Source organism: Pseudomonas sp. GW456-L12, assembly GCF_059424045.1.
The window spans coordinates 1-24,756 of the sequence record NZ_JBWKZA010000012.1; the positions used below are offsets into that span (position 1 = coordinate 1).

At 63.7% G+C, this 24,756-nt stretch carries 20 protein-coding genes; 10 read left to right on the forward strand and 10 right to left on the reverse strand.

From position 1 onward, the window contains the following. Positions 1-192: 192 nt before the first annotated feature. Together metK and AC07Y9_RS16640 are read right to left on the reverse strand one after the other, a co-directional pair. Positions 193-1,383 (reverse strand): methionine adenosyltransferase, encoded by a 1,191-nt coding sequence (gene metK / locus AC07Y9_RS16635; RefSeq protein WP_053262952.1) that lies wholly within the window; start codon positions 1,381-1,383, stop codon positions 193-195. Positions 1,384-1,402: 19 nt separating this feature from the next. Further along, the gene (locus AC07Y9_RS16640; RefSeq protein ID WP_102679123.1) at positions 1,403-2,398 is read right to left on the reverse strand and encodes an ArsR/SmtB family transcription factor; all 996 of its coding nucleotides are present in this window, start codon (positions 2,396-2,398) and stop codon (positions 1,403-1,405) included. 272 nt (positions 2,399-2,670) lie between these two features. Here AC07Y9_RS16640 and tkt point away from each other — a divergent pair, with 272 nt between their 5' ends. From tkt to fba, 6 genes are all read left to right on the forward strand, one after another. Further along, a complete protein-coding gene (gene tkt / locus AC07Y9_RS16645; protein ID WP_102679124.1) occupies positions 2,671-4,668 on the forward strand; it encodes a transketolase in 1,998 nt (665 codons plus the stop codon). A gap of 184 nt (positions 4,669-4,852) precedes the next feature. Beyond that, complete coding sequence (gene epd, locus AC07Y9_RS16650) at positions 4,853-5,908, forward strand: erythrose-4-phosphate dehydrogenase (RefSeq protein ID WP_009045982.1); 1,056 nt, start codon at positions 4,853-4,855, stop codon at positions 5,906-5,908. 42 nt (positions 5,909-5,950) lie between these two features. After that, positions 5,951-7,114 carry a phosphoglycerate kinase gene (locus AC07Y9_RS16655; RefSeq protein WP_062824365.1) on the forward strand — a complete coding sequence of 388 codons (1,164 nt, stop codon included), beginning with the start codon at positions 5,951-5,953 and terminating at the stop codon, positions 7,112-7,114. Positions 7,115-7,145: 31 nt separating this feature from the next. Next, positions 7,146-7,364 (forward strand): hypothetical protein, encoded by a 219-nt coding sequence (locus AC07Y9_RS16660; protein WP_009045980.1) that lies wholly within the window; start codon positions 7,146-7,148, stop codon positions 7,362-7,364. A 60-nt stretch (positions 7,365-7,424) separates the two neighbouring features. Continuing rightward, positions 7,425-7,754, forward strand: coding sequence for an MliC family protein (locus tag AC07Y9_RS16665; protein WP_007922315.1), 330 nt, complete (start codon positions 7,425-7,427; stop codon positions 7,752-7,754). Between the two features lie 218 nt (positions 7,755-7,972). After that, positions 7,973-9,037, forward strand: a complete 1,065-nt coding sequence (gene fba / locus AC07Y9_RS16670) for a class II fructose-bisphosphate aldolase (RefSeq protein ID WP_003229012.1) — start codon at positions 7,973-7,975, stop codon at positions 9,035-9,037. A 166-nt stretch (positions 9,038-9,203) separates the two neighbouring features. Here the strand turns inward: fba and AC07Y9_RS16675 are convergent, their stop codons facing one another. Further along, positions 9,204-9,875 carry a polysaccharide lyase family 7 protein gene (locus AC07Y9_RS16675; protein WP_087089514.1) on the reverse strand — a complete coding sequence of 224 codons (672 nt, stop codon included), beginning with the start codon at positions 9,873-9,875 and terminating at the stop codon, positions 9,204-9,206. Between the two features lie 320 nt (positions 9,876-10,195). On the opposite strand from AC07Y9_RS16675, the gene AC07Y9_RS16680 reads away from it, so the two are divergent. The 3 genes from AC07Y9_RS16680 to AC07Y9_RS16690 are packed head-to-tail and all read left to right on the forward strand — an operon-like array spanning position 10,196 to position 13,191. Beyond that, positions 10,196-12,319 (forward strand): putative bifunctional diguanylate cyclase/phosphodiesterase, encoded by a 2,124-nt coding sequence (locus AC07Y9_RS16680; RefSeq protein ID WP_102679125.1) that lies wholly within the window; start codon positions 10,196-10,198, stop codon positions 12,317-12,319. Positions 12,320-12,361: 42 nt separating this feature from the next. Beyond that, complete coding sequence (locus AC07Y9_RS16685) at positions 12,362-12,874, forward strand: M48 metallopeptidase family protein (RefSeq protein ID WP_007922309.1); 513 nt, start codon at positions 12,362-12,364, stop codon at positions 12,872-12,874. 20 nt (positions 12,875-12,894) lie between these two features. Further along, positions 12,895-13,191 carry a winged helix-turn-helix domain-containing protein gene (locus tag AC07Y9_RS16690; protein WP_007922307.1) on the forward strand — a complete coding sequence of 99 codons (297 nt, stop codon included), beginning with the start codon at positions 12,895-12,897 and terminating at the stop codon, positions 13,189-13,191. A gap of 96 nt (positions 13,192-13,287) precedes the next feature. Here AC07Y9_RS16690 and AC07Y9_RS16695 read toward each other — a convergent pair whose 3' ends face one another. Beyond that, positions 13,288-13,740 carry a GNAT family N-acetyltransferase gene (locus tag AC07Y9_RS16695; RefSeq protein WP_102679126.1) on the reverse strand — a complete coding sequence of 151 codons (453 nt, stop codon included), beginning with the start codon at positions 13,738-13,740 and terminating at the stop codon, positions 13,288-13,290. 275 nt (positions 13,741-14,015) lie between these two features. On the opposite strand from AC07Y9_RS16695, the gene AC07Y9_RS16700 reads away from it, so the two are divergent. Further along, the gene (locus AC07Y9_RS16700; RefSeq protein ID WP_007922297.1) at positions 14,016-14,753 is read left to right on the forward strand and encodes a substrate-binding periplasmic protein; all 738 of its coding nucleotides are present in this window, start codon (positions 14,016-14,018) and stop codon (positions 14,751-14,753) included. Positions 14,754-14,864: 111 nt separating this feature from the next. On the opposite strand, the gene yccS is transcribed toward AC07Y9_RS16700, so the two are convergent. From yccS to AC07Y9_RS16730, 6 genes are all read right to left on the reverse strand, one after another. Then, a complete protein-coding gene (yccS, locus tag AC07Y9_RS16705; RefSeq protein ID WP_102679127.1) occupies positions 14,865-17,039 on the reverse strand; it encodes a YccS family putative transporter in 2,175 nt (724 codons plus the stop codon). A 373-nt stretch (positions 17,040-17,412) separates the two neighbouring features. Then, positions 17,413-18,591 (reverse strand): BaiN/RdsA family NAD(P)/FAD-dependent oxidoreductase, encoded by a 1,179-nt coding sequence (locus AC07Y9_RS16710; protein WP_087089506.1) that lies wholly within the window; start codon positions 18,589-18,591, stop codon positions 17,413-17,415. Between the two features lie 157 nt (positions 18,592-18,748). Beyond that, the gene (gene dbpA / locus AC07Y9_RS16715; protein WP_238437657.1) at positions 18,749-20,086 is read right to left on the reverse strand and encodes an ATP-dependent RNA helicase DbpA; all 1,338 of its coding nucleotides are present in this window, start codon (positions 20,084-20,086) and stop codon (positions 18,749-18,751) included. Between the two features lie 213 nt (positions 20,087-20,299). After that, positions 20,300-21,820 (reverse strand): multidrug transporter subunit MdtD, encoded by a 1,521-nt coding sequence (gene mdtD, locus AC07Y9_RS16720; protein ID WP_371858187.1) that lies wholly within the window; start codon positions 21,818-21,820, stop codon positions 20,300-20,302. 16 nt (positions 21,821-21,836) lie between these two features. Continuing rightward, entirely contained in the window at positions 21,837-23,174 is a 1,338-nt protein-coding gene (locus AC07Y9_RS16725) for a TldD/PmbA family protein (RefSeq protein WP_102679129.1), read from the reverse strand. Next, a complete protein-coding gene (locus AC07Y9_RS16730; RefSeq protein ID WP_102679130.1) occupies positions 23,174-24,616 on the reverse strand; it encodes a TldD/PmbA family protein in 1,443 nt (480 codons plus the stop codon). The genes AC07Y9_RS16725 and AC07Y9_RS16730 overlap by 1 nt, the downstream gene beginning before the upstream one ends. Between the last annotated feature and the right edge of the window lie 140 nt (positions 24,617-24,756).

Sequence of the window (24,756 nt, forward strand, 5' to 3'; positions counted from 1 at the left end):
GGGAGAAAGGGCGTATGGATTGCCGGGTATTTCGCGGGCTGGTTGGACGATGCGCCAGTTTTTTCGCGAGCCGCCTTATACCCCTAGAAATCAGGCTGACCCCGTAGGAGCGCCCTGCAAATCATGAAACCTTCAGCCACAAAAAAGCCCCGCAAGGCGAGCCGTGCGGGGCTTGGGTAAGCGCTGCCGGGATTACAGGTTGGCAGCGGCGCGCAGGGTTTCGGCGCGGTCGGTCTTTTCCCAGGTGAAGGTGGTGAAGGTGTCATCACCCACGGTCTTGGTTTGCGGGGTACGGCCGAAGTGGCCGTAGGCCGCGGTTTCGCGGTACATCGGGTGCAGCAGGTCGAGCATGGTGGTGATCGCGTACGGACGCAGGTCGAACACTTCGCGCACCAGCTTGATGATCTTGTCGTCGCTGATCTTGCCGGTGCCGAAGGTGTTCAGCGAGATCGAAGTCGGTTGCGCCACGCCGATGGCGTAGGACACCTGGATCTCGCAGCGCTCGGCCAGGCCGGCGGCGACGATGTTCTTGGCCACGTAACGACCGGCATAGGCGGCCGAACGGTCGACCTTCGATGGGTCCTTGCCGGAGAACGCGCCGCCGCCGTGACGGGCCATGCCGCCGTAGCTGTCGACGATGATCTTGCGACCGGTCAGGCCGCAGTCGCCGACCGGGCCGCCGATGATGAACTGGCCAGTCGGGTTGATGTGGAACTGGGTGTCCTTGGACAGCAGCTCGGCCGGCAGCACGTGCTTGACGATCAGTTCCATCACGCCTTCGCGCAGGTCTTTGTACGACACGTCAGGGTTGTGCTGGGTCGACAGGACCACGGCGTCGATGCCGACCACCTTGCCGCCTTCGTAGCGGCAGGTGACCTGGGACTTGGCATCCGGACGCAGCCACGGCAGCAGGCCGGACTTGCGGGCTTCGGCCTGGCGCTGCACCAGTTGGTGCGAGAAGGTGATCGGGGCCGGCATCAGCACATCGGTTTCGTTGCTGGCGTAGCCGAACATCAGGCCCTGGTCGCCGGCGCCCTGGTCTTCAGGCTTGGCGCGGTCGACACCCTGGTTGATGTCGGGGGACTGCTTGCCGATGATGTTCAGCACGCCGCAGGTCGCACCGTCGAAACCGACGTCGGAGCTGGTGTAGCCGATGTCGGTGATCACGTCACGAACGATCTGCTCCAGGTCAACCCAGGCCGAGGTGGTGACTTCGCCGGCGACGATGGCCACACCGGTCTTGACCAGGGTTTCCACCGCTACGCGGGCGTGCTTGTCCTGGGCAATGATGGCGTCCAGCACCGCATCGGAAATCTGGTCGGCGATTTTGTCCGGATGCCCTTCAGACACGGACTCGGAGGTGAAAAGGGAGTATTCGCTCATCTCGACGGTTTCCTAAAATTTACCGATGGTGAGTGTCGCCAGCCGGTCGCTGAAAGTGGCGGACCTGGATCTGGAAACCATTACGTAAACCTACATACAGACTTTCTCCGGGAACCAGTCCCGCAGCGGTGGCCCAGCGGGCCAGATCATCCTGGTCAAACCCCAGCCAGAGATCACCGCAGGCCTCCCTGGCCCAACTCTGGTTGTGGCTGCACAGCTCTGTCACTAACAGGCTGCCGCCCGGTTGCAGCAAGCCGGCCAGGCGTTTTAGCGCATCGGCTGGCGCGGCGAAATGGTGCAGGACCATGTTCAGCACCACGCAGTCGGCCGCCAGGCTCACGCCATTCAGTGCATCGGCCAATTGCAGGCTGACGTTAGCCAGCGTTTCGCGTTCACAGACCTGGCGTGCCAGTTCGAGCATGGCCGGGCTGTTGTCCAGCGCGGTCACCCGGGCGAAACGACGGGCCAGTTCCGGCAGGAAACTGCCATCCCCGGGGCCGACTTCGATCGCCGTGGCGGTGTCCGTGAAGTGCAGCTTGTCGAGCAGTGCCAGCACGCTTTCGCGGTACTGGGGCAGTCCTGCGATCAGGTCCTGCTGGGCGCGAAATTTCTCCGCGACCCGTGAGAAAAAGTCCTGGCTGGCGGCCGCCCGCTGGCGGTGCACCAGGCCGATACGCGATTGCACTTCGCCAGGCAGCGTCAGGTTGTCCACTTCATCCAGCAGGGCGGCGTGCAGCCTGCCGCCCAGCAGTTCGGTGTGGGGCAGGGCGCGCCGGTAGAAGATCGCGTTGCCTTCGCGGCGGGTTGCCACCAGGTCGGCCTGGGCCAGGACCTTCAGGTGGTGGCTCATTCCGGATTGGCCGATGGCGAAGATCTGTGCCAGTTCCAGTACGCCGAACGAGTCGTTGGCCAGCGCGCGCAATACATTCAACCGCAGCGGATCGCCGCCGGCCTTGCACAGGGCCGCCAGCTCGTCGCAGTCGTCATGCTTCATGGAAGGCGCGCGTAAATTCATAAGGCCAGCAGTCTAGTGACGCACCCCCAACCTCGCAAGACCAATATCAAAAAGTTTTGATATTGGTCGATAGGTGGCACTTAACGCAGGTCCCTGTGTTCTACAAACGAACCGCGGAATGGTTTCATCAGGCGATTGCCCCTTTATCGACCGGAAAAACGCGCCAGAGTCACTATCTGTCATTGCCCCCGGCCTACCGCTGAGGGAAAATGCACGCCTTTTTCCGATTCGTTTTATCCAACTCGACTTAGATAACCCCCAGGAGATCAGCGATGCCAAGCCGTCGTGAGCGTGCCAACGCCATTCGTGCCCTCAGCATGGATGCCGTGCAAAAAGCCAACAGCGGCCATCCCGGCGCCCCCATGGGGATGGCGGATATCGCCGAGGTACTTTGGCGTGACTACCTGAAGCACAACCCGAGCAATCCATCTTTCGCCGACCGTGACCGCTTCGTGCTGTCCAACGGCCACGGCTCGATGCTGATCTACTCGCTGCTGCACCTGACCGGCTACGACGTCACCATCGACGACCTGAAGAGCTTCCGCCAGCTGCACAGCCGCACTCCGGGCCACCCGGAATTCGGCTACACCCCGGGCGTCGAGACCACCACCGGCCCGCTGGGCCAAGGTCTGGCCAATGCCGTGGGCTTCGCCCTGGCGGAAAAGGTCCTGGCGGCGCAGTTCAACCGTCCCGGCCACAACGTCGTCGACCACCACACCTACGTGTTCCTGGGTGATGGCTGCATGATGGAAGGCATTTCCCATGAAGTCGCTTCCCTGGCCGGCACCCTGGGCCTGGGCAAGCTGATTGCCTTCTACGATGACAACGGCATCTCCATCGACGGCGAAGTCGAAGGCTGGTTCACCGACGACACGCCAAAGCGTTTCGAAGCCTACAACTGGCAGGTGATCCGCAACGTCGACGGTCACGACCCGGAAGAGATCAAGACCGCAATCGACACCGCGCGCAAAAGCGAGCAGCCAACCCTGATCTGCTGCAAGACCACCATCGGCTTCGGTTCGCCGAACAAGCAAGGCAAGGAAGACTGCCACGGTGCGCCACTGGGCGCCGAGGAAATCGCCCTGACCCGCGCCGCGCTGAAGTGGAACCACGGTCCGTTCGAAATCCCGGCCGACATCTATGCCGAATGGGATGCCAAGGAAGCCGGTCGCGCCGTCGAATCCGAGTGGGACCAGCGTTTCTCCGCCTACTCCGCCGAATTCCCTGAGCTGGCCAACGAACTGGTGCGTCGCCTGAGCGGCGACCTGCCGGCCGATTTCTCCGAGAAGGCCGATGCCTACATCGCCGAAGTCGCGGCCAAGGGCGAAACCATCGCCAGCCGTAAGGCCAGCCAGAACGCCCTGAACGCGTTTGGCCCGCTGCTGCCGGAATTCCTCGGCGGTTCGGCTGACCTGGCCGGTTCCAACCTGACCCTGTGGAAAGGCTGCAAGGGCGTCAGCGCCGAAGATGCCAGCGGCAACTACATGTACTACGGCGTTCGTGAGTTCGGCATGACCGCCATCATGAACGGCGTGGCCCTGCACGGCGGCCTGGTGCCTTACGGCGCGACCTTCCTGATGTTCATGGAATACGCGCGCAACGCGGTACGCATGTCGGCCCTGATGAAGCAGCGCGTGATCCATGTCTACACCCACGACTCCATCGGTCTGGGCGAAGACGGCCCGACGCACCAGCCGATCGAGCAGATCGCCAGCCTGCGCTGCACCCCGAACCTCGACACCTGGCGTCCAGCCGATGCCGTGGAATCGGCGGTGGCCTGGAAAAACGCGATCGAGCGCAAGGACGGTCCTTCGGCGCTGATCTTCTCCCGCCAGAACCTGCAGCATCAGACCCGCAATGCCGTGCAGATCGCTGAAATCAGCCGCGGCGGCTACGTGCTCAAGGACTGCGCAGGCGAGCCTGAGCTGATCCTGATCGCCACCGGTTCCGAAGTCGGCCTGGCGGTGCAGGCTTTCGACAAGCTGACCGAGCAGGGCCGCAAGGTGCGCGTGGTGTCCATGCCATGCACCAGCGTGTTCGATGCCCAGGACGCCGGCTACAAGCAGTCGGTCCTGCCGCTGCAGGTCAGCGCGCGTATCGCCATCGAGGCCGCTCACGCGGACTACTGGTACAAGTACGTCGGCCTGGAAGGTCGCGTCATCGGCATGACCACCTACGGCGAGTCGGCGCCTGCGCCGGCCTTGTTCGAAGAGTTCGGTTTCACCCTGGAAAACATCCTGGGTCAGGCCGAAGAGCTGCTGGAAGACTAAAAAAGCGCGAATGCGGCGGCCTCTGGTCGCCGCATCACTTTGTAGGAGCGAGCTTGCTCGCGATAGTCGTCAACGATAATGCTGGCTATCTGGATAACCGCGTCGTCCTGAAGCCCATCGCGAGCAAGCTCGCTCCTACAATGGTTTTGTATCGCTCATGAAGTTGTCGGCTAACGAGAACCCCATGCCTCAACCGCGTCCCTACAAAGTTGCACTCAACGGCTACGGCCGGATCGGTCGTTGTGTCTTGCGTGCCCTGTTCGAACGGGGGGCTGCGGCCGGGTTCGAGATTGTCGCGATCAACGATCTGGCCGACATGGCCAGCGTGGAATACCTGACGCGCTTCGACTCCACCCACGGCCGGTTTCCCGGCGAAGTGAAGGTCGACGGCGACTGTCTGCATATCAATGGCAACTGTGTGAAGGTCCTGCGCAGTGCCACCCCCGAAGGCATCGATTGGGCGTCCCTGGGCGTCGATCTGGTGCTCGAATGCTCCGGCGCCTATCACACCCGTGAAGACGGCCAGCGTTTCCTCGACGCCGGTGCGCCGCGGGTGCTGTTTTCCCAGCCGATGGCCAGCGAGGCGGATGTCGACGCCACCATCGTCTACGGCGTCAACCAGGACTGCCTGACCGGCGACGAGCTGCTGGTGTCCAACGCGTCCTGCACCACCAACTGCGGCGTGCCGCTGTTGCGCCTGCTGGACCAGGCCATTGGCCTGGAATACGTGTCGATCACCACCATCCACTCGGCGATGAACGACCAGCCGGTGATCGACGCCTATCACCATGAAGACCTGCGCCGCACCCGTTCGGCGTTCCAGTCGGTGATCCCGGTGTCCACTGGTCTGGCGCGCGGTATCGAACGGCTGCTGCCGGAACTTGCCGGGCGAATTCAGGCCAAAGCTGTGCGCGTGCCGACCGTCAACGTGTCCTGCCTCGACATCACGATGCAGACCGTGAGCGATACCGACACCGGCGAAGTCAACCGGATCCTGCGCGAGGCCGCCACCAGCGGTCCGCTCAAGGGCCTGTTGGCCTATACCGAGTTGCCGCACGCCAGTTGTGATTTCAACCATGATCCGCATTCGGCGATCGTCGATGCCAGCCAGACCCGTGTTTCCGGCCCGCGGCTGGTGAACATCCTGGCCTGGTTCGACAACGAATGGGGTTTTGCCAACCGAATGCTGGACGTTGCAGGACACTATCTGCAAACAGCCGCACCCAAAGCTGTCTCTTAACTTCCCGTTTCCAAAAAAACAGTAACCCAGGAATTGCGACCCATGACCGTGTTGAAGATGTCCGACCTCGATCTGCAAGGTAAGCGCGTACTGATCCGCGAAGACCTCAACGTCCCAGTCAAGGACGGTGTTGTCACCAGCGATGCGCGTATCCTGGCTTCGCTGCCGACCATCAAGCTGGCCCTGGAAAAAGGCGCGGCCGTGATGGTCTGCTCGCACCTCGGCCGTCCGACCGAAGGCGAGTTCTCCGCCGAGAACAGCCTCAAGCCAGTGGCCGACTACCTGAGCCGTGCCCTGGGTCGTGAAGTGCCGCTGGTGGCCGACTACCTGGGCGGCGTCGACGTCAAGGCCGGCGACATCGTGCTGTTCGAGAACGTGCGCTTCAACAAGGGCGAGAAAAAGAACGCCGACGAACTGGCCCGGCAATACGCCGCCCTGTGCGACGTGTTCGTGATGGACGCCTTCGGCACCGCGCACCGCGCCGAGGGTTCGACCCACGGCGTGGCCAAGTTCGCCAAGGTCGCCGCTGCCGGCCCGCTGCTGGCCGCCGAGCTGGACGCGCTGGGCAAGGCCCTGGGCGCCCCGGCCAAGCCGATGGCGGCCATCGTCGCCGGCTCCAAGGTGTCGACCAAGCTCGACGTGCTCAATAGCCTGAGCCAGATCTGCGACCAACTGATCGTCGGCGGCGGCATCGCCAACACCTTCCTCGCCGCTGCCGGTCACCCGGTCGGCAAGTCGCTGTACGAGCCGGACCTGCTGGATACCGCGCGCGCCATCGCCGCCAAGGTCAGCGTGCCGCTGCCGGTGGACGTGGTGGTGGCCAAGGAATTCGCCGAAAGCGCGACCGCTACCGTCAAGCTGATTGCCGAGGTGGCGGCCGACGACATGATCCTGGACATCGGCCCGCAAACCGCGGCGAACTTCGCCGAGCTGCTGAAGTCGTCGAAGACCATCCTGTGGAACGGTCCGGTCGGCGTGTTCGAGTTCGACCAGTTCGGTAACGGCACCAAGGTGCTGGCCCAGGCCATCGCGGAGAGCGCGGCGTTCTCCATCGCCGGCGGCGGCGACACCCTGGCGGCCATCGATAAATATGGCGTGGCCGAGCAAATCTCCTACATTTCTACCGGCGGTGGCGCTTTCCTCGAATTCGTCGAGGGCAAGGTGCTGCCGGCGGTCGAAGTCCTGGAAAGCCGGGCCAAAGCCTGAAGTCCCGATGGCCAGGCAAAGGAGTGTTCATATGGTCAAGACGTTACCGCTGTTGATCGTCGCGGGCTTGCTGGCCGGTTGCGGCAGCCAGCCTGCCCAGCCGGAGCCCGAGTCGGGAGAGCCTGAGAGAGGTTGCTATCAGGCCGACTGGCAGGCCGAGACCGCGCCTGTGATCAACAAGCGCATGGGACCCGATGGTCTGGACAAGTACGAGACTCCAGCCAAGGCCAAGGAACATGGTTGCCCTTGACGGGTCTGATTCGATAACGCGTTGTGCTGGCGGCCGTGGGCCGTCAGCCGAGGAACACCGATGAAAGGCTTTATCGCCGTGGCTGCGCTGGGATTGCTGGCAGGTTGCGCCAACTTCGACCTGTTCAAGCCGGCCGAGACGGACAACTGGACGACCTGGGTGTGCGACAGCCAGGCGCAAGTGGTCTGGCGCTACACCGACAGCAGCCGCAAGGAAGTCGATGTGCGGTTGGGCGGGGCCGATCAGGTCTATCGCCTGAAGCTGGAGCCGAGCGGTTCCGGTTCGCTGTACAGCAACGACATGCTGGCGTTTCACGAAAAAGGTGACGAAGGCCTGGTTTACTGGGTCGCCACCAACGATTTGATCGGCCGTGGCTGTAAAGCACCGTAGGCCTGTAGGAGCGAGCTTGCTCGCGATGATCGTCAACGATAACGCCATCCGTCTGGATGATCGCGTTGTCCCGAAGCCCATCGCGAGCAAGCTCGCTCCTACAGTAGTAATAATGCCGGCAGGCCGGGCTGACCCCCGATCTGCAATCACTTGAATAGCAGCCGCCGCTACGGCAGGCTTGCACGATTAACGACCCTCGACCGGGAGAGATACACACAATGGCACTCATCAGCATGCGCCAGATGCTGGACCACGCAGCCGAATTCGGCTACGGCGTTCCAGCCTTCAACGTCAACAACCTTGAACAGATGCGCGCCATCATGGAAGCAGCTGACAAGACTGACTCTCCGGTGATCGTCCAGGCTTCGGCCGGTGCCCGCAAATACGCCGGCGCGCCTTTCCTGCGTCACCTGATCCTGGCGGCGATCGAAGAATTCCCGCATATCCCGGTGTGCATGCACCAGGACCACGGTACCAGCCCTGACGTCTGCCAGCGTTCGATCCAGCTGGGCTTCTCCTCGGTCATGATGGACGGCTCCCTCGGCGAAGACGGCAAGACCCCGACCGACTACGAGTACAACGTTCGCGTGACCCAGCAGACCGTGGCCATGGCTCACGCCTGCGGCGTTTCGGTGGAAGGCGAGCTGGGCTGCCTGGGTTCCCTGGAAACCGGCATGGCCGGTGAAGAAGACGGCATCGGCGCCGAAGGCGTGCTGGACCACAGCCAGATGCTGACCGACCCGGAAGAAGCCGCGGACTTCGTCAAGAAGACCCAGGTCGACGCCCTGGCCATCGCCATCGGTACCAGCCACGGTGCCTACAAGTTCACCAAGCCGCCTACCGGCGACGTACTGGCCATCGACCGCATCAAAGAGATCCACAAGCGCATCCCCAACACCCACCTGGTGATGCACGGTTCGTCTTCGGTTCCGCAAGAGTGGCTGGCGATCATCAACCAGTACGGCGGCGACATCAAAGAAACCTACGGCGTGCCGGTTGAAGAAATCGTCGAAGGCATCAAGTACGGCGTGCGCAAGGTCAATATCGACACCGACCTGCGCCTGGCGTCCACCGGTGCGATGCGTCGCCTGATGGCCACCAACCCGAGCGAGTTCGACCCGCGCAAGTTCTTCGGCGCCACCGTGACCGCCATGCGCGACGTGTGCATTGCCCGTTACGAAGCCTTCGGCACCGCTGGCAACGCCTCGAAGATCAAGCCGATCTCCCTGGAAGCGATGTTCCAGCGTTACCTCAAAGGTGAGCTGAACGCCAAGGTCAACTAAGCCTTTGTGTTGAACGAAAAAGCCCGCAGCGATGCGGGCTTTTTTGTGCCTGTGGCAAACACCTCATCGTGCAGGAGCGAGGCTTGCCCGCGACGAGGGCCTGACATTCGCCATGGATGTCGCCAGGCAGACCGCTATCGCGGGCAAGCCTCGCTCCTACAGAAGATCAGGTTTCGTTGTGATCGATATCCAGCTTGTAGAAGGTCACCTTGCCGCCTTCGGTGGTGTAGCCGGTGTTGTCCTGCACGTACACCCCGGCCTTGAAGTACAGCGGCTTGTCGCGCCAGGTGCTGCTGAGCTGGGTGTCCCATTGATAGCCTGCGGCGCTGACGCCCAGGGCACCGCCCGGGCTCAGGTGGATCAGGTAGGAGAACTCGCGGTCCAGCGGCACGTTTTCGGCGACGATGATCACCCGGCTATCGGTATCGTCCGGATGCATGCGGACCTTGGCGACTATGTTGCCGCTCTGGGTGGTGGTCTTGTACTGGTACTCGACCTTCACCAGGGGCTTGGTGCTGTTGTAGGCGTGGATCTGGCCGATGACGATCTTGCCCGAGGATGGCACCTGGTTCACCGCCAGGGTGGCGTAGAGCAGGTTGTCGGCTTCCGGGTAGGTCCAGTTCTTCAGGGTGCCGTTGGAGTAGGTTTCACGCAGTTCGCTGCGTGGGTAGATGGCGTTGGCGGTGCGGGAGCCGGTGACGGGCGACCAGAAGAACAGGGTGCCGGTGTCGGAATGGAAATATTGATCCTTGAAGCCATCCACCAGTCGGGGGGTGTCGATAGTCGCCGGTGGACTGCCTTCGGGAATGCTCAGATTCCAGGTTGCGAGGTCGATCATAGTCAAAGCTTCCCGATTTGATGCCGGATAAAAAACCGACAAAGGCTTTAGCCTGCGCTTTTGAAGGCGATCTTTATAAGCGTAGAAGGGACTTTTGTTAATGCCCGTCCGGCGGATAATTGGCGTCAACCATCTGTCGAAAAAAACGCCTCCACCGGTTTCAGCAGCTATGGGGCTGACCGTTAGTCGGGTGCCTCGGGCTTTGGCTAAATGATGGCGCTGTGACAGCTTCTGCTTTATTGGATCCAGGTCTAGAGTGAAGTCTCAGTATTTGTCCGGTCTTGTTCGCAGGCCGACCCTACACAGACAAGAGAAGCAGCATGGAATGCGCGCAAACTCGGCCAGGTGAAGCCCGCTCGGTCTTACTGATTGTTGATGATTACCCCGAAAATCTGCTCAGCATGCGTGCACTCCTGCAGCGCCACGACTGGCAGGTCATGACCGCCGCCTCGGGTGTCGAGGCCCTGGGTCTGTTACTGGAACACGAGATCGATCTGGTGTTGCTGGATGTACAGATGCCGGAAATGGACGGTTTCGAAGTCGCCCGCCTGATGCGCGGCAGCCAGCGAACCCGGCTGACCCCGATCATTTTCCTCACCGCCAACGAGCAGTCCAAGGACGCGGTGATCAAGGGCTACGCCAGCGGCGCGGTGGATTATCTGTTCAAGCCGTTCGATCCGCAGATCCTCAAGCCCAAGGTGCAGGCGCTACTGGAGCAGCAGCGCAATCGCCGCGCGCTGCAGCGCCTGAGCCATGACCTGGAGAGTGCCAGGGCCTTCAATGCCTCGGTGCTGGACAACGCCGCGGAGGGGATTCTGGTGGTGGATGAGGGCGGGGTCATCCGCTTTGCCAATCCGGCGATTTCCCGCTTGCTCAACGCTCCGGTGAATGAGCTGGAGGGGGCGTGGCTGCTCGACTATCTGCAAAAGCCCCATGTGCCGCAGTGGGCCGAATCCGAGCTGTATGCCAGCTATCGCAAGGGCGAGACCTACCGCCTGCACGACGCCACGTTGCGTACGGCTCCGGGCCAGCAGGTGTCGGTGGCGTTGTCCTGCGCGCCACTGCCGAGCGAGCAGAAGGCGATGGTGGTGACCTTGCTCGACATGTCGGAAGTCCGTCATCTGCACCAGCAACTGGAATACCAGGCAGTGACCGACCCGCTGACCGGCCTGCTCAACCGTCGTGGCTTCTACCAGACCGTGGAAAGCCTGTTGTTGCGCAGCGAGCGCTCCGACAAGTCGCTGGTGCTGCTGTACCTGGACCTGGACGGTTTCAAGCGGGTCAACGATTCCCTGGGGCATGACGCCGGGGACCGGGTGCTGCGCTGGGTGTCCGAACAGATAAAGGCCTGCCTGCGTTCCTTCGACATCCTGGCGCGCATAGGCGGCGATGAGTTCACTGCTTTACTGGAGTTGGAGTTTCCGGAACAGGCGGCGAAGATTTCCGAGAAGCTCATCGAGCGCATATCGATCTGTCAGCAGTTCGACGGCCTGGAGGTCGCGCTGGGGGCCAGTATCGGTATCGCCACCTACCCCGATTGCGGTTCCAACCTGGATGGCCTGATGCGCGCGGCGGACATCGCCATGTACGAGTCCAAGCGTGCCGGGCGCCAGCAATATCGTTATTACGACCACGAAATGAACGGCCGTGCCCGCTCGCGGCTGATGCTCGAGGAAAGCGTGCGCAGCGCGGTCGAGCACAAGGAGTTCAACCTGGTGTACCAGCCCCAGGTGGCGATTGCCGATGGGCGCCTGCGCGGTTTTGAAGCCCTGTTGCGCTGGCGGCATCCGAGCGTCGGCGATGTGCCGCCGGGGTTGTTTCTGCCGCTGCTGGAGGAGGCGCGGCTGATCAGCCGCCTGGGGAGCTGGATCTATCAGCAGAGTGCGAGCCAGCGGGCGTCCTGGAAAACGCTGTTCGCCGAGCAGACCGTGCTGGGCGTGAGTTTGAGCGGCACCCAGTTCGCCATGCCGAACCTCGCCACCGAACTGCGCCAGGTCCTGGAACGCCATGGCCTGGAACCTCGGCAGTTGGAGGTCGAGATCACCGAAGACGCCCTGACCCAGAACCTCGACGAGTCGCGCAAGCAGCTGCGCCTGTTGCGCAGTCTCGGGGTGCGGGTGGCGCTGGATGACTTCGGTTCGGGCGCCTGTTCGCTGGCCCACCTGCGGGATCTGCAGCTCGATACCCTCAAGCTCGACCGTCACCTGATCGCCAGGTTGCCGGATTCGGCACGGGATGCGGCGCTGGCGCGTTGCGTGATCGACCTGTGCAAGGCGTTCGGCGTGCTGGTGATCGCCGAGGGCGTGGAGACCCTGGAGCAGTACCGCTGGCTGCAGGCCAACGGCTGCGAGTACGTGCAGGGCTTCCTGGTGGCCCGGCCGTTGATCGCCACGGATGCCGAGCGCTTTGCCGAGCCTTTCGACTGGAGCGCGTTGCCGGGTTGAATTCGCTACACTGGCGGCCTTTCGTGATTGCGTTGGCGCCCCATGACCGCGTTGAAATACCTCCAGGCCTATCCCGCCACCCTGCAAGAGCAAGTGCGCCAGCTGATTGCGCAAGGGCGGCTGGGCGATTACCTGAGCCAGCGGTACCCCGGCAAGCACGGGGTGCAGAGCGACAAGGCGCTGTACGGCTATGCCCTGGAGTTGAAGCAGGAGTACCTGCGCAACGCCCCGGCCATCGACAAGGTGCTGTTCGACAACCGCCTGGACCTGACGCACCGCGCCCTGGGCCTGCACACCACGATCTCGCGGGTCCAGGGCGGCAAACTCAAGGCCAAGAAGGAAATCCGCATCGCTTCGCTGTTCAAGGAGGCGGCGCCGGAGTTCCTGCGCATGATCGTTGTCCACGAGTTGGCGCACTTCAAGGAAAGCGAGCACAACAAGGCGTTCTACAAGCTCTGCGAGCACATGCTGCCGGGCTATCACCAACTGGAATTCGACTTGCGGGTCTACCTGACCTGGCGCGACCTGCAAGCCAGGGCGGGTGGTTCCGAGTAACCCTGTACAAGGAACGGGCGATGGACGTGAGCAAGACCAAGAGCAGCTTTTACCGCCGGCTGTATGTGGCGTACCTGATCGACAGCGGCCTGGCCAGCAATGTCCCGGCCCTGACCGAGGCCACCGGCATGCCGCGGCGCACGGCGCAGGACACCATCGCCGCCCTGGCGGATCTGGATATCGTCTGTGAGTTCGAGCAGCAGGACGGCGCGCGCAATCATGCCGGCAGCTATCGGATCAAAAGCTGGGGCGCGATCGACAAGGGCTGGATCGAAGCGAACCTGTCGCGGATCAAGACGGTGCTGGAGTATCCCTGAGGGAACTCGGCAGCCGGTCGATCCTATCGCGAGCAAGCTCGCTCCCACAGGATTTGTGCCGTCCCTGTAGGAGCGAGCTTGCTCGCGATAGCGTTCTCAGGCCCGGCGCATGCCGATATGGGGAATATCGTCTTCCAGGTACTCCTCGCCCACGACGTTGAAGCCGTAGCGCCCGTAATACCCCTGCAAATGCGCCTGGGCCGACAGATAGATCGGCATCTGCGGCCAGCGTTTCTGCGCCTGTTTCAGGGCGTGCTCCATCAGTTCATGGCCCAGTCTCTTGCCCCGCGCTTGCGGGGCGATCACCACGCGGCCGATGACCACGTCGCCGCCCTGGGAGGTCGGGTCGAGCAGGCGCAGATAAGCCACCAGCTGGTCATCATCCCAGGCCATCAGGTGGCAGGTGTCGCCTTCCAGGTCCTGGCCATCGACTTCCTGGTAGGCGCATTTCTGCTCGACCACGAAGACTTCGGTACGCAACTGCAGGATCGCGTACAACTGCTCCTTGCCCAGATCGGTGTGGTGTTTGCAGACCCATTCGATTGTCATCGTTTCATCCTTTGGAAAGCGGTGCCCGGATGTTAAGCGCCTGGCGGGTGGCTTGTCTTGTCTGGCGCGGGAGTGGCGTTTCTGTGAGGTAGGTCAAAATGCCATCATCGCATTGGTTCGTGGCGGTCTTCTTTGTGTAATCTGCGCTGAAGCGCTGTGCAGTGGCACCCATAAGCTACTGTTAGGGGCTGGGTCGTGGCCGTCCGCCGGCCGGAGAACCTCGAGTCTGGGCAAAAAAACACGCAGGGCTGTCCGCCCGCTAAGGATCTTTTAGCATGCCGCGATTGCATCGAGCCTTTGCTTTGATCGGATTGCTGTTGCTGGGCCAGAGCGCTTATGCGGAAAAATTGCGATTGGTCGCCGACGTCTGGCCGCCCTTCACGGATGCGACGCTGGTCAACGGCGGGCTGGCCACCGACATCGTCAGCACCGCGCTGGCCCGGGCCGGTTATGCCAGCGAGTTCGAACAGGTGCCCTGGGCGCGGGCCTTGCTTGGCGTCGGCGAGGGGCGTTACGACGTGCTGGTGAATGCCTGGTTCAATGAGGCCCGCACCCAGCTGGGGCAATTCTCCTCGGAGTATCTGGTCAATCGGGTGCGCTTCATCCGGCGCAAGGATGCCCCCATCGAATACACCAACCTCAAGCAACTGCACCAGTACCCCATCGCGGTGGTGCGCGGTTATGCCTACTCCCCCGATTTCGACAGCGATCCAGAACTGCAGAAGGTCCTGGTGCACAACTTCGCGATGGCGGTGCGCATGCTGGCAGCCGACCGGGTCAAGCTGACCCTGGAGGACGAGTACGTTGCCCGCTATTACCTGGCGCGGGAGTCGCCGCGGGTGCGTAACGCGGTGGAGTTCCTGCCCAATTCCCTGAGCGAGAACGGCCTGCATATCCTGGTCAGCCTGAAGAACCCCGCACATGCGCAGATCGTGGCGGGGTTCGATCGAGAGATCGAGGCGATGAAAGCCGACGGCAGCTACGACCGCTTGCTGCGCCAGCATGGGATGTAAGGGGGGCAGCGGCAAGCTACAAGCTACAAGCTACAAGCTACAAGCTACAAGCTACAAGCTACAAGCAAGGCAGTCCGCACCCGTCTTGCAGCTTGAAGCTTGCAGCTGCTCTTAGGCCGCCTTGATCAGATGCGCCGCCAGGGTCCGCAAGGGGCCCAGTTGGCGGCAGATCAGCGCCAGTTGGGTCTGCACCAGCCGCTGGCCTTCATCGATCTCGTCCGGCATCTGCTCCAGCTCATTGGCCAGGGCCTCTTCGGCATCGCTCTGGATCGCCACCGGCTGCTTGCTCGCCAGGCCCTGGGCGATTTCATCGATGCTGCTGGCCAGGCTGATCCCGGCCCCGCCGATCAGGTGCTCGCGGACTTCCGCCGGCAGCTGGGTTTCCCGATGCGCGCCGAGGCCGGAGAGGTAACTGAGCAGGGTGTGCGAGAGCACCAGGAAGCGAAAGCCGACGTCCGCTTCCTTACGAAAGTGCCCAGGCTCCATCAGCATGTTGGCCAGGGTGGTGGACAGCGCCGCGTCGGCGTTGTGGGCGTTGCGCCGGGCCAGGCGGTAAGCCAGGTCATCGCTCTTGCCGGCCGCGTACTGCTGCATGATCTGCCGCAGGTAGATGCTGTTGCAGGTCAGGGTATTGGCCAGCACCTTATTCAGGCGTCGGCCCTGCCAGTCCGGCAGGAACAGGAACACCGCCAGGCCGGCGATCAGGCTGCCCAGCAGGGTATCGAACAGGCGTGGCAGCAACAGCCCGTAGCCGTCGCCCACCTGGTTGAAGCAGAACAGCACCATGATGGTGATGGCGCCGGTGGCCAGGGTGTAGCGGGTGGTGCGGTTGGTAAAGAACACCACCCCGGCGGCAATCGCGAACAGTGACTGCACCAGCGGGCTGGGGAACAGGTCGAACAGCGCCCAGGCGACCACCAGGCCGATGGCGGTGCCGATGATCCGCTGGCCCAGTTTGCGCCGCGTGGCGCCATAGTTCGGCTGGCAGACGAACAGGGTGGTGAGGATGATCCAGTAACCCTGGGAGGGGTGGATCAGGTGCACCATGCCGTAGCCGATGCTCAGGGCCAGGGGCAGGCGCAGGGCGTGGCGAAACAGCAGCGACGTCGGGGTCAGCTGGGTGCGCAGGCGGGTCCAGACGTCCTTGAGGTTGCGCGGCGAACGGTCCAGCAGGCTGCTGTCGGTGGCGTCGGCCAGGGCGTCGGGGTTGCTGGCGTCACTGAGCAGGCGGTCGAGGGTGCCGAGGTTGGCGGCCAGCGCCCGCAGCGAACGCAGCAGGCCGCGCCAGGCCGGGTTGCTCTGGATGCGCAGGTGTTCCAGGGAGGCGTGCAGGTCGCTCAGGGCTTCGGCGAAGCTGGCGTCGTAGACGAAGGGCTGGCGCAACTGGATGGATTCGCCCAGGGCCCGGCAAGCCTTGCCCTGCTGGCGCAGCAGGCGTTGGCAGCGGAACAGTACGTCGCTGTGGAAGAACGCATCGGCCAGGGCGTTGTAGGGGTAGTGGGACGAGCTGGCGCGTTCGTGGATGTCCTGGGCGAGGAAGTACAGCTTCAGGTAGCGGCTGACTTTGGAGCCCGGCCGGCCGTTGCCGACCCGGTGCAGGATGATTTCCTTGGCGGCGTTCAGGGCCGCCACTACCCGGCCGTTCTGCTGCGCCAGTTCCAGCCGGCGTGCTTCCACGTCCAGTTGGCGGATTGGCTCGAACAGCGACGACTTGAGCTTGAGGTAATAGCCCAGCTCGCGGAACAGGCGCGCCAGGCTCTGCTGCACCGGCTGGTTGGAAAACATCGCCTGCCAGAGTACCGACAGCAGGCCGTACCAGGCGGCACCGGCCACCAACAGCAGCGGTTCGTGCCAGAAGTCGGTGACGGCGCCGCCGCGCTGGTCCACGCCGATCATGGTGTAGACCGACAGGATCAGGGTCGCCGAGGCAATCGCCCCATAACGTTCGCCCAGGGCGCCGAGCATGGTCAGGCCGAAGCTGGCAAGCGCCAGGGCGATGACGAAGATCCAGGGGTAGGGGAACAACAGTTCGACGGAAAGGGCAGCGACGCTGAAACACACCAGGGTCACGGCCAGGGCATTGATCCGGCCTTGCCAGCTGTCGTCGGTCTCGGCCAGGGCGCTGGCGATAATCCCCAGGAACAAGGGAATCAGCAAGGCCATTTCGTCCTGGTACCAGCACAGCGCCATGCTCCCGGTCAGAGCGATGAACACCCGCACGCTGTAGCTGAATTTATCCAGCGCCCAAAGGCGCCGCAGTGACTGACGAAAGCTGGTCGATGACATGAAGTGAGAAAGCCTTCCGGGGCGATGCCGCTAAATTGAGCCAGTATTGACGACCGCGCAATGGGGTCGTCACATCCGACAGCAAATTCTGTTCCCGCTGATGTTCATCGGTACCTGTAGCCGCTGCCGAAGGCTGCGATCGACCCGAAGGGGCGCAGCGATCTGGCACCCCCGAGGTCCTGCGGATCTATCGCAGCCTGCGGCAGCGGCTACAGGATACGGGGAAGCCTTGTAGCCGCTGCCGAGCCCCGCGAGGCTGCGATCGGGCGCGCAGCGGCCGCATAACAGGCGACCGTGTTCGGCCTGTCCCACCGCAGTGGCCGGTTCTGCGGCTCCTGGGGCAGCGGCTACAGGCCAGGCGAATGCCGGCGGATCAGACGTACTGCGCGGCCGCGTAGCCGGAGGCCCAGGCCCACTGGAAGTTGAAGCCGCCCAGGTGGCCGGTGACGTCCAGCACCTCGCCGATGAAATACAGCCCCGGGCTCTTCAGCGACTCCATGGTCTTGGACGATACCTCGCGAGTGTCGACGCCGCCCAGGGTCACTTCGGCGGTGCGATAACCCTCGGTGCCGGCCGGGACCACTTTCCAGCACGCCAGTTGCTCGGCGATCTGCGCCAGTTCGGCGTGGGTGTACTGCTTCATCGGCTTGGAGACGAACCAGTTGTCCGCCAGCAGGCCGGCCATCTTCTTGGTGAAGATCTCGCCGAGCAGGGTCTTCAGCTCGCTGTTCGGGCGTTCGGCCTGTTGCTGTTGCAGCCAGCTTGCGGCGTCGTGGTCCGGCAGCAGGTTGATCTCCACCGTGTCGCCGGATTCCCAGAACGAGGAAATCTGCAGGATCGCCGGACCGCTCAGGCCTCGGTGGGTGAACAGGATGTTCTCGCGAAAGCTCATGTCGTTGCAGCTCACCAGGCAGTCCACCGAGGTACCGGATAGCTCGCCGCACAGCTCCTTGAGCTGGTCGGTGATGGTGAACGGCACCAGGCCCGCGCGGGTCGGTAGCAGCTCGTGGCCGAACTGCTTGGCCACCTGATAGCCGAAGCCGGTGGCGCCCAGGGTCGGAATCGACAGGCCGCCGGTGGCGATCACCAGGGATTGGCACTGGAGCTGGCCGAGGGTGGTTTCCAGCAGGTAGCCGCTGTCGAGCTTCTCGATCTGCTGGATCGAGGTGTCCAGGTGCAGCTGGACGCCGACCTGGTCGCACTCGTCGAGCAGCATGCCGAGGATGTCGCTGGACTTGTTGTCGCAGAACAGCTGGCCGAGTTTTTTCTCGTGGTACGGCACGCCGTGCTTGGCCACCAGGCCGATGAAATCCCACTGGGTGTAGCGGGCCAGGGCCGACTTGCAGAAATGCGGGTTGTGCGAGAGGAAATTGCCCGGCTCGGTGTACATATTGGTGAAGTTGCAGCGCCCGCCGCCGGACATGAGGATCTTCTTGCCGGCCTTGTTGGCGTGGTCCAGCAGCAGCACCTGGCGGCCACGGCCGGCCGCGGTCAGCGCGCACATCAACCCTGCGGCGCCAGCGCCAATGATCACGACTTCGGTAGAGCGCAAAACGGTGTCCTCACACAAGTGTCGAGGCAACCCCGTTCCCGTAGGAGCGAGGCTTGCCCGCGATGAACGATGATGCGGTTGTACCTGGCAGACCGCGGTGCCTTGATCGCGGGCAAGCCTCGCTCCTACAGGAGAGCAGGCATTGGCCGCGGTGGTATTACAGGATGCGCACGCGCAGCGAACGGCCCTTGATCTTGCCGCTGTTCAGGCGTTGCAGGGCCTGCTTGGCGATGCCGCGGTCCACGGCGACATAGGCCTGGAAGTCGAAGATCGCGATCTTGCCGACCTGGGTGCCGGGGATGCCGGCTTCACCGGTCAGGGCGCCGAGGATGTCGCCCGGACGCACTTTGTCCTTGCGCCCGGCGCCGATGCACAGGGTGCTCATGGCCGGCAGCAGCGGGCCGCCGCCCTGGGACTTCAGGCTGTCGATCTGTTCCCAGTTCAAGGGCGACTTCTGCAATTGCTCGATGGCCTGGGCGCGGTGCGCCTCGGACGGCGCCACCAGGCTGACCGCGAGGCCCTTCTCGCCGGCGCGGCCGGTGCGCCCGACGCGGTGGATGTGGATTTCCGAATCCCGCGCCAGCTCGACGTTGATCACCATGTCCAGGGCATCGATGTCCAGGCCGCGGGCGGCCACATCGGTGGCCACCAGCACCGAGGTGCTGCGGTTGGCGAACATCGCCAATACCTGGTCGCGGTCGCGCTGTTCCAGGTCGCCGTGCAGGCCCACCGCGGACATGCCCTTGGCGGTCAGGTGGTCGACGGTTTCCTGGACCTGCTGCTTGGTGAAGCAGAAGGCCACGCAGGACTCTGGACGGAAGTGGTTCAGCACCTTGACCACCGCGTCGATGCGTTCTTCCGGCGAGATCTCGTAGAAACGCTGTTCGATCTGGCTGTCGGCGTGCAGGGCTTCGGCCTTCACCTGCTGCGGGTCGCGCATGAACTTCGAGGCCAGCTGCTTGATGCCCACCGGGTAGGTGGCGGAGAACAGCAGGGTCTGCCGGCGCTCGGGGGTGTAGGCGATGATTTCTTCGATCGGGTCGTAGAAGCCCATGTCCAGCATGCGGTCGGCTTCGTCGAGGACCAGGGTGTTGAGGCCGTCGAGTTTCAGCGAGCCCTTGCGCAGGTGCTGGGACAGGCGGCCCGGGGTGCCGACGATGATGTGCGCGCCGTGTTCCAGCGAGGCGATCTGCGGGCCGAAGGACACGCCGCCGCACAGGGTCAGGACCTTGATGTTGTCTTCGGCGCGGGCCAGGCGGCGGATTTCCTTGGCCACCTGGTCGGCCAGCTCGCGGGTCGGGCAGATCACCAGGGCCTGGCAACCGAAGTAGCGCGGATTGATCGGGTTCAGCAGGCCGATGCCGAACGCGGCGGTCTTGCCGCTGCCGGTCTTGGCCTGGGCGATCAGGTCCATCCCCTTGAGGATCACCGGCAAGCTTTGCGCCTGGACCGGCGTCATCTGGGCATAACCGAGTGAGTCGAGGTTAGCCAGCATGGCGGCGGACAGCGGCAAAGTATTAAAAGCGGTGGCAATGGTGGTCACGGGACGGGCCTGCAAAACAAAATGTCGCGCAGTGTATCAGTCCCGCTCCCTTTACCTGCAATTTCTGGACGAGCGAGCGATCGCTCGCTCCTGTTGCCGCTGCCGAAGGCTGCGATCGGCGGCGCAGCCGACGTCAATCGAGCTGCATGTTTTATCCGATGCGGCTCAGTGCTCGATATGCTCCTGGACCTTCTTCGCCCGTCGGCCGTCCTTGGGCGACAGCTGCAGGAAGATCGCCGCCGCCAGCATTGCCATGATCCCCACCGTGAGGAAGGTCAGCTGGAAGGCGCCGAGCACGGTGTTCACGCCATCGTTGCCGACTTCGGCGGTGAAGCCGCCGAGCAGCGCGCCGGCGCAGGCTACCCCCAGGCTCAGGGACAGTTGCGCCACCACCGACAGCAGGCTGTTGCCGCTGCTGGCGGAAGCGTCGTCGAGGTCGATCAGGGTCACGGTGTTCATCGCCGTGAACTGCAGCGAGTTGATCGCCCCCAGCACCGCCAGCATGCCCAGTAGCAGCGGGTAGGGCGTCTGTTCCGTCACTAGACCCATGCTGGCGAGCATGATCCCCAGCGCCAGGGTGTTGCCGGTGAGGACGATGCGGTAGCCCAGGCGTTCGATCAGCGGGCGGGCGATGGACTTGGCGAGCATCGCCGCGGCGGCCAGCGGCAGCATGCTCATCCCGGCCTGGGACGGTGAATAACCGAGGGCCACTTGCAGCAGCAAGGGCACCAGGAACGGCAGGGCGCCGCTGCCGAGGCGGGCGAACAGGTTGCCGAGGATGCCTACGGCAAAGGTCCGCACCTTGAACAGCGAAGGCGCGAACAGCGGGTTGTCGATATGCCCGGCCCGCAGCCAGTAGGCCGCGAGGCAGGCCAGGCCGCCGAACAGCAGCAACATCACCCGCAGGTGCGGCAGGTGCAGTTCGCCCAGGCCTTCCATGGCGATGGTGATCAGCACCATCGCCGCGCCGAACAGCAAAAAGCCCAGGCCGTCGAAACGCGTGCGCTCGCTGCCGCGCAGGTCGGGAATGAACTTCCAAACGGCATAACAGCCGATCGCGCCCACCGGCAGGTTGATCAGGAAGATCCAGTGCCAGGTCAGGTACTGCACCATCCAGCCGCCCATGGTCGGGCCGATCAGCGGGCCGAGCAGCCCGGGAATGGTGATGAAACCCATGATCCGCACCAGTTCCGAGCGCGGGTAGGCGCGCAGCACCACCAGCCGGCCGACGGGCAGCATCAGGGCGCCGCCCAGGCCCTGGATCACCCGGGCGCCGACCAGCATGCTCAGGGAGTTGGACAGGGCACAGAGCAACGAGCCGATGCTGAACAGCAGGATGGCGCCGAAGAAGATCTTCTTGGTGCCGAAACGGTCGGCGATCCAGCCGGAAGCCGGGATCAGCAGCGCCACGGTGAGCATGTAGGCGATGACCACGCCCTGCATGCGCAACGGATCTTCCGCCAGGTCGCGGGCCATGGCCGGCAGGGCGGTATTGAGGATGGTCCCGTCGAGGGATTGCATGAAAAAGGCGATGGCCACCACCCACGGCAGCCAGCGGGCGGTGGTGGCGTCAAGTTCGGCACGGTTGGGCATGGGACCTCTTTCTTGTTGTGAACACCTATCCCCCCTGCAACCGCATCGCGGGCAAGCCTCGCTCCTACAGACGCCATCCCGTAGGAGCGAGATTTGCGTGCGACAGCGGTTACAAGGTCAACGTCAGCCGGCTCACCAGTGCGCCCGGCAGTTGCGCCGAGGCGGTCTGGCGCTGGCTGTAGGTACTGGCCGACAGCAGCAGCTCGCGCTCCCGGGTCAGGCCTTCCAGGTGCGAACCCAGCAGGCTGTAGACGCTGTCATCGAAACGCATGGTGCTGACCGGAGCCTGGATCTCGCCGTTCTCCACCCAGAAGGTAGCGAAGCGGGTCATGCCGGTCAGGCGCGCCGCCGGCTGGTCCGAGTAGTTCAGGTACCACAGGTTGCTGATGTACAGGCCGGTGCCCAGTTGCTTGAGAATCTCCTGCTGCGACAACTGCCCGGGCGCCATGTTCAACGCGCTGGGGTATTCGCCGCTGCCGGCACCATTGGTGGCCAGGCTGTATTCGGCGGCGCTGCGCGAGTTGATCAGTTGCCCTTGGGCGACGCCGCCGGCGATCAGCGACAGGTCGCTGCGCGGGTAGCCTTCATCGGAAAATGCCGGGCTCAACGAGCCGCTGACCTGCTCGTCCAGCGACACCAGGGGACTCAGGCTGGCATCGCCGGCATAGAGCTTTTGCAGCGGGCTGTGCTTGCTGGCGATGGACTGTGCGGAAAACCCGCCCCAGCTCAGCATGCCCATGATTTCTTCCAGGGCCGCCGGCGCCAGGTAGGCGCGATACTGCCCGGGCGCCAGGGTGCGCAACGGTCGTCCGAGAAACGCCAGCTGTTCCCGGGCCTGCTGGAAGCGCTGGGCGAAGCCTTGGCTGCTCCATTCGTGCCCGGCGTAGCTGGCTTTGACGGCCTGGCCATTTTCGTGGAACAGGCTGAAATCGAAGTTGAAGCTGTTGGCCTGGTGCCAGCCAAAGGCTCCCAAGGAACTGGCAAAACCACGGCTGATGGGACCTGCCGCATAGAACCCCACCAGGTCCAGCCCGGCGGCGGCCTGGCCGATTTCGGCCACCACCTGCTCGCTGCTGGGCAGCGGGTGCTCCTGCACATTGTGGGTGTTCCAGGCATCGGGGTTGAGCAGCAGGTACGGGTCCCGGGGCAGCAGCGGCAGGGTCTCGCGCAACTGTTGCAGGCCTTCGGCCAGGCGCTGGATATCGACCTGCGGGTCGCCGGCGAGGGTGATCTCGAGGTCGGCATGGCGCCCGTCGTCGATCAGCTTGAAGCCGAGGCTGGCCTGCTGCACTTGCCCGGCCTGGCGCACCTTGGCGTGGTTGAAACGGATGAACTGCGAAGACTCGGCGGCGTAGCTCAGGGTGAACTGTTCGGGCTCGCGCACGGCATCGCGCAGCCAGTCCACCAAAGCCTTGAACTGCTCGGCCTGATTCAGGGACGTACTCATCAGGCATCTCCTCCAAATACATCGACATGGCTGAACACACAGGCCGGCGAGGCATGGCCGACGCGGATCACCTGGTTCGGTTCGCCCTTGCCGCAGTTCGGCGTGCCCAGGACCTTGAAGGTGCTGGCGTCGCCGACGGCGCTGAGGTTTTTCCAGAAGTGCGCGGAAATCGCCCGGTAGTTGGGGTTTTTCACCACGCCCTTGAGTTCGCCGTTCTCGATCAACTGGCCCCATTCACAGCCGAACTGGAACTTGTTGCGCGCATCGTCGATGGACCAGGAACGGTTGGTGGACATCAGGATGCCGTTCTCGATACCGCCGATCAGTTGCGCCAGCGGCTGGTCGCCGGGCTCGATATTGAGGTTGGCCATGCGGTCGATGGGCGGGCGGTTCCAGCTGCAGGCGCGGCTGTTGGCCACGCCGTCGAGGCTGGCGCGAAATTGCGAGAGCGCGCCGCCCAGCGGGCGCAGCAGCAGGCCCTGCTTGATCAGGAACTGCTTGCTGGCGGGCGTGCCGTCGTCGTCATGGCCGTAGCTGGCCAACTGCTCGGGAATGTCCGGGTCGAAGGTCACGTTGAGCAGGCTGGAGCCATATTGCAGGCTGCCGAAGTCGCTGCTTTTCACGAAGCTGGTGCCGGCGTAGTTGCGCTCGTCGCCGAGGATACGGTCCAGCTCCAGCGGGTGGCCGATGGATTCGTGGATCTGCAGCATCATCTGGTCCGGCATCAGCAACAGGTCGCGCGGGCCCTGGGGCGTATTGGGCGCCAGCAGCAATTGCAGCGCCTGGTCGGCGACCTGGGCTCCGGCGCCGATCAGCCCGCAGCGGCTGATCACGTCGGCGCCGCCCTGCTGGCCGAAGTTCTCGCGACCCAGGCTGCGGGTCTGGCTGTCGCTGCCGTCGTAGGCGGTGACGTCCATGCCCGGGTAGACGAAGCGCTGGGCCTGGCGCAGTTCGGCGCCGGCGCTGTTGAGGTAGATCTGCTCGACGTGGGTGAGGCCGAGGCTGACCTGCCAGTTCACCAGGCGCTCATCCTTGGGCACGGACGCGGACTCGTCGCCGAGCAACTGGTAGCAGTCGCTCAGGGAGGGAAAGGGTTGGTCGAGGTTGGGCGAGAAGTAGTCGCCGCGGTCGCTGGACACCGCCTGTTCGCGCAGGTCGAGCAGGGCATGGGCGGCGATCAGCCGGGCCTGTTGCTCGGCGCGTTGCAGCGCGGCCTGCAGACCGCTTTGCGACAGGTCGTTGGTGGCGGCGTAAGCCTCGACGCCATTGACCCGCACGGTGAGCATCGCGCCTTCGTCGCGGCTCAGGCTCGGCGGCTCCGCGACGTTCTTGCGCACCGACAGGTACTGGCCGGATTCGCGCACGTAGCGCAGGGAAAAGAATTCGGCGCCCGTGCGCAAGGCAGCGAAGCGCTGCTTGAGCTGGGGGTGGAAATCGAACATCTGAGGAACCTCCATGTGAACAGTCTGGCTGTTGCAGGCCTTATCGAGAGCAAGCGGGCGTCGGGCCAGGGGTTTTCTGTAGGAGCAGCCGGTCGACGCTCGATTGCTCGCGATAAAGCCCGAAGGGCTTGGAAGCCAGG

What these genes read in the sequence shown, in the direction of transcription:
- metK (WP_053262952.1), bottom strand. Translation starts at nt 1,383, where the DNA reads ATGAGCGAATACTCCCTTTTCACCTCCGAGTCCGTGTCTGAAGGGCAT.
- AC07Y9_RS16640 (WP_102679123.1), bottom strand. Translation starts at nt 2,398, where the DNA reads ATGAATTTACGCGCGCCTTCCATGAAGCATGACGACTGCGACGAGCTG.
- tkt (WP_102679124.1), top strand. Translation starts at nt 2,671, where the DNA reads ATGCCAAGCCGTCGTGAGCGTGCCAACGCCATTCGTGCCCTCAGCATG.
- epd (WP_009045982.1), top strand. Translation starts at nt 4,853, where the DNA reads ATGCCTCAACCGCGTCCCTACAAAGTTGCACTCAACGGCTACGGCCGG.
- AC07Y9_RS16655 (WP_062824365.1), top strand. Translation starts at nt 5,951, where the DNA reads ATGACCGTGTTGAAGATGTCCGACCTCGATCTGCAAGGTAAGCGCGTA.
- AC07Y9_RS16660 (WP_009045980.1), top strand. Translation starts at nt 7,146, where the DNA reads ATGGTCAAGACGTTACCGCTGTTGATCGTCGCGGGCTTGCTGGCCGGT.
- AC07Y9_RS16665 (WP_007922315.1), top strand. Translation starts at nt 7,425, where the DNA reads ATGAAAGGCTTTATCGCCGTGGCTGCGCTGGGATTGCTGGCAGGTTGC.
- fba (WP_003229012.1), top strand. Translation starts at nt 7,973, where the DNA reads ATGGCACTCATCAGCATGCGCCAGATGCTGGACCACGCAGCCGAATTC.
- AC07Y9_RS16675 (WP_087089514.1), bottom strand. Translation starts at nt 9,875, where the DNA reads ATGATCGACCTCGCAACCTGGAATCTGAGCATTCCCGAAGGCAGTCCA.
- AC07Y9_RS16680 (WP_102679125.1), top strand. Translation starts at nt 10,196, where the DNA reads ATGGAATGCGCGCAAACTCGGCCAGGTGAAGCCCGCTCGGTCTTACTG.
- AC07Y9_RS16685 (WP_007922309.1), top strand. Translation starts at nt 12,362, where the DNA reads ATGACCGCGTTGAAATACCTCCAGGCCTATCCCGCCACCCTGCAAGAG.
- AC07Y9_RS16690 (WP_007922307.1), top strand. Translation starts at nt 12,895, where the DNA reads ATGGACGTGAGCAAGACCAAGAGCAGCTTTTACCGCCGGCTGTATGTG.
- AC07Y9_RS16695 (WP_102679126.1), bottom strand. Translation starts at nt 13,740, where the DNA reads ATGACAATCGAATGGGTCTGCAAACACCACACCGATCTGGGCAAGGAG.
- AC07Y9_RS16700 (WP_007922297.1), top strand. Translation starts at nt 14,016, where the DNA reads ATGCCGCGATTGCATCGAGCCTTTGCTTTGATCGGATTGCTGTTGCTG.
- yccS (WP_102679127.1), bottom strand. Translation starts at nt 17,039, where the DNA reads ATGTCATCGACCAGCTTTCGTCAGTCACTGCGGCGCCTTTGGGCGCTG.
- dbpA (WP_238437657.1), bottom strand. Translation starts at nt 20,086, where the DNA reads ATGCTGGCTAACCTCGACTCACTCGGTTATGCCCAGATGACGCCGGTC.
- AC07Y9_RS16725 (WP_102679129.1), bottom strand. Translation starts at nt 23,174, where the DNA reads ATGAGTACGTCCCTGAATCAGGCCGAGCAGTTCAAGGCTTTGGTGGAC.
- AC07Y9_RS16730 (WP_102679130.1), bottom strand. Translation starts at nt 24,616, where the DNA reads ATGTTCGATTTCCACCCCCAGCTCAAGCAGCGCTTCGCTGCCTTGCGC.